Annotated in this window: 6 protein-coding genes; 3 read left to right on the forward strand and 3 right to left on the reverse strand. The window is 56.1% G+C overall.

Features of this window, described 5'->3' with window-relative positions; translation table 11 throughout:
• Nucleotides 1-604: 604 nt before the first annotated feature.
• Nucleotides 605-10,996, forward strand: a complete 10,392-nt coding sequence (locus AB8880_05175; protein XDZ66785.1) for a cadherin-like domain-containing protein — start codon at nt 605-607, stop codon at nt 10,994-10,996.
• 51 nt (nt 10,997-11,047) lie between these two features.
• Here the strand turns inward: AB8880_05175 and hemH are convergent, their stop codons facing one another.
• The 3 genes from hemH to AB8880_05190 all read right to left on the reverse strand — a co-directional run bounded on the left by hemH (nt 11,048) and on the right by AB8880_05190 (nt 13,158).
• Nucleotides 11,048-12,085, reverse strand: coding sequence for a ferrochelatase (gene hemH, locus AB8880_05180; GenBank protein XDZ66786.1), 1,038 nt, complete (start codon nt 12,083-12,085; stop codon nt 11,048-11,050).
• Between the two features lie 136 nt (nt 12,086-12,221).
• Entirely contained in the window at nt 12,222-12,413 is a 192-nt protein-coding gene (locus AB8880_05185) for a DUF3553 domain-containing protein (GenBank protein XDZ66787.1), read from the reverse strand.
• Nucleotides 12,414-12,474: 61 nt separating this feature from the next.
• Nucleotides 12,475-13,158: a response regulator transcription factor gene (locus AB8880_05190; GenBank protein ID XDZ66788.1), complete on the reverse strand. Its 684-nt coding sequence runs from the start codon at nt 13,156-13,158 to the stop codon at nt 12,475-12,477.
• A gap of 492 nt (nt 13,159-13,650) precedes the next feature.
• Between AB8880_05190 and dksA the strand changes: the two genes are divergently transcribed.
• On the forward strand, nt 13,651-14,118 hold the full coding sequence (dksA, locus tag AB8880_05195) for an RNA polymerase-binding protein DksA (protein ID XDZ66789.1): 468 nt from the start codon (nt 13,651-13,653) through the stop codon (nt 14,116-14,118).
• A gap of 297 nt (nt 14,119-14,415) precedes the next feature.
• Nucleotides 14,416-15,093: an ATP-binding protein gene (locus tag AB8880_05200; protein XDZ66790.1), complete on the forward strand. Its 678-nt coding sequence runs from the start codon at nt 14,416-14,418 to the stop codon at nt 15,091-15,093.
• Nucleotides 15,094-15,155: the final 62 nt, after the last annotated feature.

The raw sequence follows: 15,155 nt of genomic DNA on the forward strand, positions 1-15,155 counted from the left end.
GGCCCGACATATAAACTACCCCAAACGCAAAGGGGAAAAAGACAATAGAGGCAAAAACGCAATTTTATTGCTTTTATTGATTGACGGTATTCTTATTGCGTATCTCTTCACATTACTTGAGAGCGATGAGGGTGAGAGCCAGCCGAATGATGTAGCCAGAATATCTCTCCCAGATACCGAAACTCTCTTTGTCCCTCTATATTTTCTTGATCTTGAAGGGCGTCATCCGCCCCTGGCATCGCGCAATAAAGATGTAAGATCGCATATTGCTGAACTTGAACCTTTTGTTGCGGAAAAGAACAACATATCCACAACGGACCTGCCCATTAGTGGTCAAACAGCAATTCCCACAATCAACGCTGACCCAACGCCAAAAATTGATACCACTGATACCACTCATGCCAGTGTGCAGAGTTTACATGAACCCGGGCCTGTAAATACACCGGAACATGTACCGGATATCAATACAAATCTTCCCGATACAGAGCATCTTGTTCCTGACCTGGGCGATTTTATAATCCCTGTTCTTCTTATTAACAATAGATCAGATGGAGAAGATGGGTCTTTTATCCGTCCGGTAATTGATCGTGAAAAAACACCGCCCGTGGAAGGGAATGCAGATATCGACGATACTGGCAATGAAAACAGGGATGATCCCGAGGTTAACACATCGGAAGAAGGAAATAATGAAACAGATGAGATCAACCCAACCGAGGAAGACGACGCATCCTCAGGCACCGATGATAATACAGACCCTGATGATAATACAGCCCCAGATGATCAAGAAGACAGCGATAATAAAGATAACACCGACGATATAATCGATGAGAACGATGTGCTCGAGATCACGTCCGGCGGGTCTGGTCTTGTTCTGCCGGAGAGGGTGAAGGTCGAGGCAGAGAAGGTGGTGTATACGGCGGAGGGGACGTATGACCTGGCGGCGATCATCTGGTCGTTGGTGGCTGGTGATGACGGCAATTTGTTCGAGATCGACAAGGACAGCGGCAAGGTGACGTTCCAGAAGGGCACGACGCCGGACTTTGAGACGAAGGATACATACACGTTCACGGTTCGGGCAACCTCGGGGCTTCTGACGGCGGATCAGGTGGTGACCCTTGCGGTTGAGGACGTGGATGAGGTGCCGACGGCGATGACGCTCACGGCGAGCACGGGGAGGGTTGCGGAGGGAGTGACGGCGGCGCGGCAGCTGGCGGAAATCGGATTTACGGATGACGTGCCGGGGGTGAACACGGCGGAGGTGAATACGGTCGAGGTCGGCGGGAAGGTGCTGTTCGAGATCCGAAGCGGGACGCAATTGTGGCTGAAGGCGGGGGTTGATCTGGACCATGAGACGGCCACGAGCCATGTGGTGACGGTGACGCCGAGCGTGAGCGGAACAGGGAGCGCACCGCCCGCGCAGACCTTCACGCTGCAGGTATCGGATGAGAATGAGGCGCCGGAGATCACGTCCGGCGGGTCTGGTCTTGTTCTGCCGGAGAGGGTGAAGGTCGAGGCAGAGAAGGTGGTGTATACGGCGGAAGGGACGTATGACCTGGCGGCGATCATCTGGTCGTTGGTGGCTGGTGATGACGGCAATCTGTTCGAGATCGACAAGGACAGCGGCAAGGTGACGTTCAAGGCGGCGGTGACGCCGGATTTTGAGACGAAGGATACATACACGTTCACGGTTCGGGCAACCTCGGGGCTTCTGACGGCGGATCAGCAGGTGACCCTTGCGGTTGAGGACGTGGATGAGGTGCCGACGGCGATGACGCTCACGGCGAGCACGGGGAGCGTTGCCGAGGGGGTGACGGCGGCGCGGAAGCTGGCGGATATCGGATTTACGGATGATGTGCCGGGGGTGAACACGGCGGAGGTGAATACGGTCGAGGTCGGCGGGAAGGTGCTGTTCGAGATCCGAAGCGGGACGCAATTGTGGCTGAAGGCGGGGGTTGATCTGGACCATGAGACGGCCACGAGCCATGTGGTGACGGTGACGCCGAGCGTGAGCGGAACAGGGAGCGCACCGCCCGCGCAGACCTTCACGCTGCAGGTGACGGATGAGAACGATGTGCTCGAGATCACGTCCGGCGGGTCTGGTCTTGTTCTGCCGGAGAGGGTGAAGGTCGAGGCAGAGAAGGTGGTGTATACGGCGGAGGGGACGTATGACCTGGCGGCGATCATCTGGTCGTTGGTGGCTGGTGATGACGGCAATCTGTTCGAGATCGACAAGGACAGCGGCGAGGTGACGTTCCAGAAGGGCACGACGCCGGATTTTGAGACGAAGGATACATACACGTTCACGGTTCGGGCAACCTCGGGGCTTCTGACGGCGGATCAGCAGGTGACCCTTGCGGTTGAGGACGTGGATGAGGTGCCGACGGCGATGACGCTCACGGCGAGCACGGCGAGCGTTGCGGAGGGAGTGACGGCGGCGCGGCAACTTGCGGCAATAGGATTTACGGATGATGTGCCGGGGGTGAACACGGCGACAGTGAATACGGTCGAGGTCGGCGGCAAGGTGCTGTTCGAGATCCGAAGCGGGACGCAATTGTGGCTGAAGGCGGGGGTTGATCTGGACCATGAGACGGCCACGAGCCATGTGGTGACGGTGACGCCGAGCGTGAGCGGAACAGGGAGCGCACCGCCCGCGCAGACCTTCACGCTGCAGGTGACGGATGAGAACGATGTGCTCGAGATCACGTCCGGCGGGTCTGGTCTTGTTCTGCCGGAGAGGGTGAAGGTCGAGGCAGACAAGGTGGTGTATACGGCGGAGGGGACGTATGACCTGGCGGCGATCATCTGGTCGTTGGTGGCTGGTGATGACGGCAATCTGTTCGAGATCGACAAGGACAGCGGCGAGGTGACGTTCCAGAAGGGCACGACGCCGGACTTTGAGACGAAGGATACATACACGTTCACGGTTCGGGCAACCTCGGGGCTTCTGACGGCGGATCAGGTGGTGACCCTTGCGGTGAGCGATGTTGACGAAGCGCCGAGCGCGATGACGCTCACGGCGAGCACGGGGAGCGTTGCGGAGGGGGTGACGGCAGCGCGGCAACTTGCGGCAATAGGATTTACGGATGATGTGCCGGGGGTGAACACGGCGGAGGTGAATACGGTCGAGGTCGGCGGCAAGGTGCTGTTCGAGATCCGAAGCGGGACGCAATTGTGGCTGAAGGCGGGGGTTGATCTGGACCATGAGACGGCCACGAGCCATGTGGTGACGGTGACGCCGAGCGTGAGCGGAACAGGGAGCGCACCGCCCGCGCAGACCTTCACGCTGCAGGTATCGGATGAGAATGAGGCGCCGGAGATCACGTCCGGCGGGTCTGGTCTTGTTCTGCCGGAGAGGGTGAAGGTCGAGGCAGAGAAGGTGGTGTATACGGCGGAGGGGACGTATGACCTGGCGGCGATCATCTGGTCGTTGGTGGCTGGTGATGACGGCAATCTGTTCGAGATCGACAAGGACAGCGGCGAGGTGACGTTCCAGAAGGGCACGACGCCGGATTTTGAGACGAAGGATACATACACGTTCACGGTTCGGGCAACCTCGGGGCTTCTGACGGCGGATCAGGTGGTGACCCTTGCGGTGAGCGATGTTGACGAAGCGCCGAGCGCGATGACGCTCACGGCGAGCACGGGGAGCGTTGCGGAGGGGGTGACGGCAGCGCGGCAGCTGGCGGAAATCGGATTTACGGATGATGTGCCGGGGACAAACACGGCGACAGTCAATACGGTCGAGGTTGGCGGCAAGGTGCTGTTCGAGATCCGAAGCGGGACGCAATTGTGGCTGAAGGCGGGGGTTGATCTGGACCATGAGACGGCCACGAGCCATGTGGTGACGGTGACGCCGAGCGTGAGCGGAACAGGGAGCGCACCGCCCGCGCAGACCTTCACGCTGCAGGTATCGGATGAGAATGAGGCGCCGGAGATCACGTCCGGCGGGTCTGGTCTTGTTCTGCCGGAGAGGGTGAAGGTCGAGGCAGAGAAGGTGGTGTATACGGCGGAGGGGACGTATGACCTGGCGTCGATCATCTGGTCGTTGGTGGCTGGTGATGATGGCAATCTGTTCGAGATCGACAAGGACAGCGGCAAGGTGACGTTCAAGGCGGCGGTGACGCCGGACTTTGAGACGAAGGATACATACACGTTCACGGTTCGGGCAACCTCGGGGCTTCTGACGGCGGATCAGCAGGTGACCCTTGCGGTGAGCGATGTTGACGAAGCGCCGAGCGCGATGACGCTCACGGCGAGCACGGGGAGCGTTGCCGAGGGGGTGACGGCGGCGCGGCAGCTGGCGGAAATCGGATTTACGGATGATGTGCCGGGGGTGAACACGGCGGAGGTGAATACGGTCGAGGTCGGCGGGAAGGTGCTGTTCGAGATCCGAAGCGGGACGCAATTGTGGCTGAAGGCGGGGGTTGATCTGGACCATGAGACGGCCACGAGCCATGTGGTGACGGTGACGCCGAGCGTGAGCGGAACAGGGAGCGCACCGCCCGCGCAGACCTTCACGCTGCAGGTGACGGATGAGAATGAGGCGCCGGAGATCACGTCCGGCGGGTCTGGTCTTGTTCTGCCGGAGAGGGTGAAGGTCGAGGCAGAGAAGGTGGTGTATACGGCGGAGGGGACGTATGACCTGGCGTCGATCATCTGGTCGTTGGTGGCTGGTGATGACGGCAATCTGTTCGAGATCGACAAGGACAGCGGCGAGGTGACGTTCAAGGCGGCGGTGACGCCGGATTTTGAGACGAAGGATACATACACGTTCACGGTTCGGGCAACCTCGGGGCTTCTGACGGCGGATCAGCAGGTGACCCTTGCGGTGAGCGATGTTGACGAAGCGCCGAGCGCGATGACGCTCACGGCGAGCACGGGGAGGGTTGCGGAGGGGGTGACGGCAGCGCGGCAGCTGGCGGAAATCGGATTTACGGATGATGTGCCGGGGGTGAACACGGCGGAGGTGAATACGGTCGAGGTTGGCGGCAAGGTGCTGTTCGAGATCCGAAGCGGGACGCAATTGTGGCTGAAGGCGGGGGTTGATCTGGACCATGAGACGGCCACGAGCCATGTGGTGACGGTGACGCCGAGCGTGAGCGGAACAGGGAGCGCACCCGCGGCCCAGACCTTCACGCTGCAGGTGAGCGATGTTGATGAGAAACCTGAGCGTATAAATATCAGCCCGTCTATTAAAACAGTGCATGAAGGCCGGGTCAGCGGCGCGATGGACCTCTTTACCATTACATATGGGGGTGATGACCTGACGGGGGTCAACACTCCCTCTGTCAGCATCTCGAGAACGGGTGTTGTGGATTATGACAAACGCCCGAATGTGCTCATGGATGATGATTTTCAGATTGTTGCCAGCACGGATGAAGATGGCGATACCATCCGCAACAGTTACATTCTCCAGATAAAGGACGGGGTGCTTCTGGACGGGGACAGTCTGGTGAATGGCCTTAACTCCATTTATGTTTACACACTCAATATCAGCAGTACGACAAGCGGCGTGGGTGAAGATCTTGATAGCAAGGCTGTAAACCTGCTCATTGCCAATACTGATCTTGCGATCACGGTCAATATTCCGAACGGGGAGTCCATCACCGGCGGCTGGCGGTTAAACGGCGCGAAGGCGGCGGATGACGAGATCGGCACGGTCACGGCAAGCGGGCCAATGAATACGACGATCACCTTTGCCCTGACCGACCCGGCAGGACTTTTCAGCATCGACAAAGACACCGGGGCGATCAGCACCAAGGCTGCGGTGACGTCCAGCATGTCCACAACCGTCACGATCACGGCCATGGCGGAAGCGGAGGATAACCTTGATCAGCAGGTCAGGATAGAGATCAATCTCACCAATGCTGATGCTTTCGATCTGATGGGGTTTGAGGACAGATCGGTTTCCCATGTTTCAACGACCACCGACAGCGATGGCGACAGTGTTTCCTTTGCCGAGACCGCGGCCGCTGTCCAGACAAACGACGGCTCCTATACGGTTTCGAACACGGGCGAGCTTGTCTATACCCCGGACAGTGATTTCATCGGTACTGATACATTCACTATCAATATCAAGGATGAGCACGGGGCTGAAGGGACCGCTGAGGTCAATGTCAGTGTGGCAAAGGCGCTTGATGTCAAAGGCGATCTCGGGGTCCGGGAAAATGCACCTGAAACCCTGCCCGATAACAGGCTGGCGGGGGCGACCTCAGGGCGTGTTTCATCGATTGATCCGGGGCGCAATATCGCCCTTTACATGATCGCAAGCGTGAACGGCACCGATGTTGCGGCTGATGGCACGGCCATTGATGGCAGTTATGGAACCATTACCTTTGATCGGGATGGTTCCTGGCGCTATGTGCTGGACAACAGCAATGCGACGGTGAATGCCCTTGACGGTGATGACGATGATGCCGATGGCGCAAACGGCAACCTCACCGAGACAATAAATTTTTCCATGTCCCGTGAAGATGATCCGCTGACGACAGGAATTGATGAAGCGGAGACACTCACCCAATCCTTTTCGATCACGATCCATGGCGTCACTGATGTGCTCGGGCCAGATGAAAGTCTGTTCAGGCTCACGGCAGGAGATGATTACTATCTTTATCAGGATAATACAATCACCCTTCCGTCTACTCCCTTCATCATTACATCTTCCGGAGATGATATCTTTGATGCCATTGCCGAAACCGCCGGAATATCGGGTGGTTCCATCAATGCGGGGGATGGTGATGATATCATCTACGGGAATGCCAATGCCGGGCTTCTTGTGATCAAGGCTGGCGCGGGAGATGATATCATTTTCGGTGGTCCGAAACTGGATTCGATTTCCGGCGGGGTCGGCAATGATATCATTGATGGTGGCGATGCCGCCCTGGGTGATCTGGATGAAGATACCTATTTCATTGATCCGGATGACCGGGTTTCCGGGGAGAATACGGCGGTCAATCTGGATCTTGGTTCAACGGATTTCTGGGGATTTGACCGGGCGAGTTCAACCTGGAAAACAGGGACGGGGGCAGGGTATTCCTATATCCGTTCCTGGTTTGACCTCGATCGGGACGGGGTTCAGGACGAAAATGATGAATACGATTACCTGACCGAAATAGAAAAGATCAATTTCACGGGCCTCGGCGATGCCGCCGATACGATCACCGGGGGCTCGGTCAATGATATCATCCGGGGCGGGGCCGGTGCGGATACACTTTCCGGTGGCGACGGGCAGGACAGTCTCGATGGCGGGGCCGGGGATGACCTGCTTTCCGGCGGCAAGCAACAGGACCAGATCACGCTTGGCGCGGGGGATGATATCGTTCTCTACAGCCATGATCTGCACAAGGCCGGCACCGGTCATGCCGATGTCATTTCCGATTTCAGCCGTGGCACGGTTTCCGGCGATGCCAATTTCAATGGCAGCACGGCCGGGGGAGATGACCGAATACGGCTTTCCAATACCACCGATGCGGCTGCATATCTTGCGATTTACAACACGCTTCAGAGTTTCCCGGGACATTTCCCAACCGGATCCAGCAATGATGGCAGTATCGTCGATACGCTGATCTATCGTGTGTTTGACAGCGGCGTCCGGACCCTGGTGATGGTGCTGGAGGATTACAGTGAAACCCTGACCGTTGATCACTTTGATCTTGATGCCGTGCCTGATATTGATCGCAAGCCAACAGGATTGTCGCTTGCGCCAACGGCCGTCAGCCTTGATGAAGGCAGTATAGCAGCAGATACAACCCTTTCTTCCATTTCCTTCACCGATGATGGGCGTGGTACAAATACCGCTTTTATCGAGGGATTTGTAAGCAGTGCGACGATTGGCAAACTCACCATCAAGATCAATGACAGTTATGTTGCGCTTGTATTGAAGGCCGGGTCTGTCCTTGACTATGAAGACATAGCCGGCGGGCAAGTCACCCTGACGATCAAATCCGCGAGCACCGGCATCGGCCAGGAACCTTCCACGGTGAATTTCACCCTGACGGTGAACGACATTGATGAAAGGCCGACCGGGATGGTCTTTACGCCTGCTGCCTATACGCTCAATGACAACAGCCTTGCCAGCAGCGCGATCAAGCTGACCACGGTTTCCTTTACCGATGACGCGAAAGGAACAAACACGTTCACGATTTCAGATACGGAAAACTATGAAATCCAAGGGGGCAACCAGATCTGGCTCAAGGCCGTTAATCATAACGCGAAGAATTCGGGCCCGCATGAGCTGACCATCACCCCGAGCACGACCGGCACCGGGGTAGAGCTTTCGCCTGCAACCTTCACGCTGACCATCGACAAGAGGCCGACCGGGCTTTCCTATAACGGCCACAAGATTTCTTTTGATGAGGGCAGGTACGCCGCGGAGAGGATCGGCACGCTGACCATTTCAGATGACGGGTATGGAGATGTCGTGCCAAGCCTGATCCTGAGAGGAAAGGGAAGTTTCAGCTCAAGACTGCCCAGTTTTGAAAGCCAGTTTGAATACCGGGAGACGGATAATCCGCTCATAAGGGAAATCTGGCTCAAGGAAAATGCCTATCTCGATTATGAAGCGATCAGCCAGTTCGCTGGCGGGATCGATATGTATATGAATTTCGATTATGAAAACGGGACAACCGGGATAGGAAGTAAAATTGCATCATCCCGGATCAGCCCAATCACGATCAAGAATATCCCGTTTACCCTTGATGTGTCTATTGGCTCTGCGGATCATCCCAATATCATTCAGGTTCCCAGCGCCGGGCTTTTGGATGGTGACACGGTGGGCAGTATCACCGTTTCCGCGCCGATGGGGCAGACGATCACCACCACCCTGGCTGAACTTGACAGCGACGGTAATGAATTTTCGGAGAAGGACCTGGTTTTCACCCTCGATGACACGACAATCGAGTTGAGGAAAGATCACACCGCAGGTTCAACCCACAGGCTGAGATTCACCACGTCAACCGAAGGTGAAACCACCATCACGGAGGATGTAACGGTCAGTTTCAATACAATCAGGGTCGCAGAGACGCCGCGAAGCTATGATGCCTTCAAGAATATCGCGCTCACCATCACGCTGCAGGGGGATGGTATTTTGGAAACAAATGAAAAGGACCTGGATGATGAGGACCTGATCACGCCTGCCGCCACCACCGAGGATATCGATACGGGATTTGGCATCTACAAGGCGGTGGGGGGCACGGGGACCTTCACCCCGAACACGGATTTCACGGGATCGGTCACATTTACCATTCCGGTTATGGACGCGCGTGGCGGCACCAGCACCAAGACGATCCTTGTCACGATCAAGGAGCCGGTCAAAGACAAGAGAAGCTCCGGCACGGTCCGGGATGACGCGCCGCTTCAGGACCCCATACATATTCCGTTGTCGCGGGCGCTGGGGATCGTTGAGCTCAACAGCGACACCGTTCAGATGATCGACGAGTTCAGCCTCTATACCGGGGGAGAGGAAATCACGGATACAGAAACAGGAAAAGAGGTCACCAGTACCTATGGCAAATTCACCATCTTTCCGAGCGGCAGGTGGCAGTATGACCTCAACAGCGATCATGCGCAGGTGAATGCGCTGACCGGCAGCCGCGACAATATCGCCAGCAATTCCCTTACCGATACGGTGACGGTCGAGTTTCGCCGCACCGACGACGGAGGGGAGGTGATCCGCTTCAGCCAGCCTCTCCGGGTGACGATACTGGGAACGTCAAAGGTGGTCGAGAGCAGCAGAGGGAAGACCCATATTTCGATTGACGGAGAGGAGGATTATTTCTTCGGCTCCGATATAACCGCTGCCAATTCGATATCCGGCGGGGCGGGGGATGATATCATCGATGGCAGCCATCTCACAAATCTCTTATTCAATGGAAAACACACGTTCACGGGTGGAGACGGTGATGACTACCTCATCGCGTCCCAAACAAAGAATACCCTACTTGATGGTGGCCGGGGCAGAAACATCCTCATCGGCATGGGAGGCGATGATAGCCTTGCCAGCGGGTCTGGTCAGGATGTCATTGATGGCGGCGGCGGGGTGGATATGTATGCATCGGTGGCGCCTGGCGCGGCCACGTTCGGTGTTGATGAGAACGGCAATCATCTTGATATCGCGATCCGGATGGATGCAGCCGAACTCAAGTGGAGATATGACAGTTATCAAGGGGAATGGGTGCAGGCCGACGGGGGGAGCAATGACGGGCATGTTTATGATTATACCCGGCTGATCTATGATTTCCCCGGCGATGATGAAACGCTTGACCGGATCACCTATCTCCGGAATGTGGAACGTTTCGAGATTTCAGGTATAGGAAACGCGGCTGATCGCATCGTCACCACCGGCAATTACGACGATGTGTTCATAACTGGCAGAGGCGATGACCTTATCTGGGCTGGCGGCGGAGATGACCGTATCAAAGGCGGCCAGGGGGATGATCAGCTCTATGGTCAAGACGGCGATGATACGATCGAAGGCAAGAACGGGGATGATGAAATCGAAGGCGGGGCAGGCGATGACATGATCAAGGGAGGCCAGGGCAGAGATATCATCAAAGGCGGCAAGGGCAATGACATCATCGCCACGGGGAGCGGGGGTGATTTCATTCATATCTATCTGGGTGACCACGCGGAAGGGGAGACCAACCGCCAGGTTGTCACCGATTTCAAATGGGAGAAGGATGCGACTACGGGAAGAGCTACATCCGGAAGTGATATCCTTATTATCGAGACAGGTAAAGATGCATCGAAGAAACCGCTTGAAAACCTGCGGTTTTCCGTGGAGCATTACTTCGAGCAATTCAGCAATCGCCGTATCCCTGAAGAAAATGTTGATGATGACGACGAGATGAAGGATCTGCTGATCTTCAACAGGAATGGAACGACATCAGATGACAGCGACGATATCCTCGTCATGGTTCTGCTCGATTTTACCACCGATGAGGTGATCAATATCGACAGCGCCTTGTTTTTCCATAACTTTCTGTTTGATCTTCCCTGAAATGGGTTCGTTTCGGGATTTTCACTTTTCGGGCGGTCAATGCCCGGGGGATCAGTGCCAGCCGCCCATGTTTTCCTCAACCAGCGTGCGGATCACCTCCATCCCCAGCGGGCCGGCGTTAAGGCAGGGAATATAGGTGAATTCCCCGCCGCCTGCGGCCTTGAACTCCTCCCGTCCTTCCATATTGAGCTCTTCCAGTGTCTCAAGGCAATCCGCGGCAAAGCCCGGGGCCATGATGGCAAGGGATTTCACCCCTGCATGGGCCAGGCGTTCTATCGTCTCATCGGTATAGGGCCTGATCCATGGCTCACGGCCAAAGCGAGACTGGAAGGCGACGTGATAGCGGTCCGGATCCCAGCCGAGACGTTCGCGCAGCAAGCGGGCGGTCTTCATGCAATGGCAGTGATAGGGATCACCCTGGACGAAATATCGCTCCGGGATGCCATGGAAAGAGACCAGCAGATGATCACGGGGCTTGCCCTTGAGCGACTCTTCAACGCTGGCGGCAAGGGCGTTGATATAGACCCCATGATCATGCCAGGGGGCGACGGTGCGGATGGCGGGCTGCCAGCGCTGTTTCAGCATCCAGGCAAAAACCTCATCATTCACGGTCGCCGTGGTCGCCGCCGCGTATTGCGGGTAGAGCGGCACGATCAAAAGGCGGTTGCATCCCGCATCCTTCAATTCCTGCAGGCGATCGGGGATCGACGGCTGGCCGTACCGCATCGCGTAGGTGATGACGACGCGGCCCGAGGCGACGGCCTCGTTCATGTCAGCGGCCAGAAATTCCGCCTGCTCGCGGGTGTATTTCCGTAAAGGTGAGCCATCCGGGTCATCATGCAGCCAGATCCGGTCATAGGCGGCGCCGGATTTGCCGGGCCTTGTGTTCAGGATGATACCATTAAGGATGATCCACCAGAGCCAGCGCGGCGCTTCCACCACGCGCCGGTCGGAAAGAAACTCTTTGAGATAGCGACGCATGGACCGGAAATCGGTTGCATCGGGCGTGCCCAGATTGACAAGCAGGATGCCGGTTCTGGGATGGCCGGGCAGGGACGGGTGATCGGAAGGAACAGGTTTGACGCTCATGCCTTTCTATATGAGGCGCCATCCCGGCTTCGGCAAGCCCCGGATGACGGATGGATGGGGGGAAAATGACGCAGGATCAGCCGGGGCTAGAGGCGCGGGGGGAATACCCGGGAAGGGGGAAAGAGGCCGCGAGCTTTCAGCGGTTTTTCATCTCCGCCGGCAGGAGGCGGACCTGGCTTGTGTCGATCAGCTGCTTGCCCTGATGTTCAAAATTCACGGTGACGCGCGCGCCGATGACGGACTGGACCTGGCCAATTCCCCAATCCGCGGCATGGGGAAGATAGACGAAATCCCCCAGATTGAAATCTGCCCCCGGGTTTTCTTTCATGACGCCCCCCTTGTCCATAGTGTTTCAAGATAGGGGAGCGCCTGCCGGGGGCAAGAGAAAATCAATCCGAGGCGGTGTCCCGCAACACATATCCCTGACCCCAGACCGTGTGGATATAGTTCTTGCCGCCGGTGAGATCAGCCAGTTTTTTCCTGAGTTTGCAGATGAAAACGTCAATGATCTTTGATTCCGGCTCATCAATTCCGCCATAGAGATGGTTGATGAAATGAGATTTGGTCAGGGTCGAGCCCTTGCGGAGACTGAGCAATTCCAGAATATGATATTCCTTGGAGGTCAGTTTGAGCCGCTTCTTGCCGACCATGACTTCATGCTTGTTGATATCCACCGCGATCGGCCCCGTGACGATGCGCGAATCCGCATGACCATTGGTGCGGCGGATGATGGCGGTCAGGTTGGCGAGCAATTCCTGGCGGTCAAAAGGCTTGATCAGATAACCATCAGCCCCGGCGGAAAGCGCCACCACCCGGTCGGTGACCGATGACCGGCCGGAAACCACAAGAACCGGCGTGTCGGTATTGCTCTGCCGGATGGTCCGGGCAAGCTGGAACCCGTCACTGTCGGGAAGATTGATATCAAGAAGGATGGCATCGTAAAGTCCTTCACGGGCCGCGTTCAGCCCTTCGGTGCCATTGTCGCAGATATAGTAGAAATGCCCCTCATTCTTGACGGCGATCGCCAGGCTTTTGGCGCAAATGGGATCATCTTCGATAATTAGAATATTCATTCTGTCACCCTTTCAAGTCACTGAATTCTTCGGTTTACTCATTGGAAAACACGTCTTCCCTCCGCAACCAAGTTCAACTCCTTCCGTGCCTTCGGTCCATGTTGTTCAACAGTCCTTCAATCGTTCTTCCCTCTCACGTTCTTCCCTCTCACGTTCTTCCCTCTCACGTTCTTCCCTCTCATTCGGGTTGCGTTTCTGTTGCCTTTACCGAAACTGGTCCCAGCCCCGATAAACGGAATATTATTGTTTTGACTTCGTTTCGTTAGCAAATCACTAAATCGTGATAATTCAATGATTTTGATCAAATTTTTGTGACTTCGGGTCTGGTGATAAAAGTCTTGCCAGAGCACCTTGATGAAATTATAAACCCATCTCACGGGGAGATATTGAGCCATGCCTCAGTTGGTTCGGTACCCTTCCGCCGTTGAATGTTTTGAATGTCGCAGGTGTAGAACATCGATTTGAATGATCAAAAGGATGGATGGAAGACCAATGGCCACAAAAAACACTGCCAACAAGACCGCCAGTATCGTCAATCTGAACAGCCCGATTGTTTTGCCCGACGGCTACCGGCCATCGGAAAAAGAAGAGTTCATGAACCCGCTGCAGACGGAATATTTCCGTCAGAAACTGATGAGATGGCGCCAGGAACTCCTTTCCGAAGCAACAGAGACACTCTCAACACTTTCGGAAGAAAATTTCCAGAAGCCGGATATCACCGACCGTGCCCAGATGGAAAGCGACGCGTCACTTCAACTCCGGACAAGAGATCGTGAACGCAAGCTTCTCTCCAAGATTGAAGCAGCGCTACGGCGGATCGAAAACGGCACTTACGGGTATTGCGAAGAAACCGATGAGCCGATCAGCCTGAAACGACTCGAAGCACGGCCGATCGCCTCGCTTTCGCTCGATGCCCAGGAGCGCCACGAACGCATGGAACGCACCCATCGCGACGACTGATTGCGGCAGCGGTGCCCCGGCACGGCGGATCAGGATATCCAGTTTACTAAAAACCCCCGTGATACGGGGGTTTTTTTCGGGTTTTCCGCGGGTTTCTGATTTTATCTACCATTACGTTTCCCTTTAACGATTTTTTAATATCTTTCTGTTACAGTAACCATAAATCAGTACATCGTCTTTTCCCAACCCGGTCCGGGACTGATACAACCTGCGAAGGGACGATGAATGGGCAAAAAGCAATCTGTCCCATTTGAGTACAGTACCGCTCCACCCTCCACCAAGAGGGGGGGAACCGGTATGGTTTCCCTTGAGGATATTGACCAGCGCGAGATCGTCATCCGGGGCGTCGCCCATGACGTGAACAACATGCTGATGGCGGTATTTGCCGCATGTGACCAGCTTGAAAACAGAAAAATCACCCAAATCAACGCCGAAGCGATCGAAACCATCCGCACCAATGCCCGCGCCATCACCGGCCTGATGCGCGACATGGTCCGCTCCCAGAGCAGCGATACCCCGACGATCATGGACAAGACACAGCTCAGAAACTTTCTGAATGGCATCCTGCCGTCGCTCAGATATGTTGCCGGGCCGCATGTCACGATTGAACTTGGCCCGGTCTATACCAAACCGGTCAAGGTGCATACGAAACCGCTGCTCCGGGTCCTGATGCAGATCATCCGCAATGTGGGTGATGTAAATGTGCCGCATCCCCTGGCTTTCATCTCCGTGCGGCTTGTCGATACCTGGTGCGAGATTTCCGTCGCCGATAACGGGCCGGGGATCACCGGCATCGACAAGGACGATATTTTCAAGCCCGGTTTCACCTCCAAGGATACGACCGGCGCCCGGGGTTACGGGCTTTCCACCGTTGCCTCCGCGGTCAGCAACTGGGACGGGGAGTACGGGGTCGATACTATTGCCGGTGATACCGGCTGCCGGTTCTGGATACGCCTGCCGCTTGCTCCCACCTGATCTCCCTTTAATTTATTACGGTCTATCGCCATCCAAGGCATTGAAAACATGCTGTTCTTACG

Source organism: Alphaproteobacteria bacterium LSUCC0684, assembly GCA_041228335.1.
Taxonomy (GTDB): Bacteria; Pseudomonadota; Alphaproteobacteria; order Puniceispirillales; family UBA1172.

What these genes read in the sequence shown, in the direction of transcription:
- AB8880_05185 (XDZ66787.1), bottom strand. Translation starts at nt 12,413, where the DNA reads ATGAAAGAAAACCCGGGGGCAGATTTCAATCTGGGGGATTTCGTCTAT.
- hemH (XDZ66786.1), bottom strand. Translation starts at nt 12,085, where the DNA reads ATGAGCGTCAAACCTGTTCCTTCCGATCACCCGTCCCTGCCCGGCCAT.
- dksA (XDZ66789.1), top strand. Translation starts at nt 13,651, where the DNA reads ATGGCCACAAAAAACACTGCCAACAAGACCGCCAGTATCGTCAATCTG.
- AB8880_05200 (XDZ66790.1), top strand. Translation starts at nt 14,416, where the DNA reads ATGGTTTCCCTTGAGGATATTGACCAGCGCGAGATCGTCATCCGGGGC.
- AB8880_05190 (XDZ66788.1), bottom strand. Translation starts at nt 13,158, where the DNA reads ATGAATATTCTAATTATCGAAGATGATCCCATTTGCGCCAAAAGCCTG.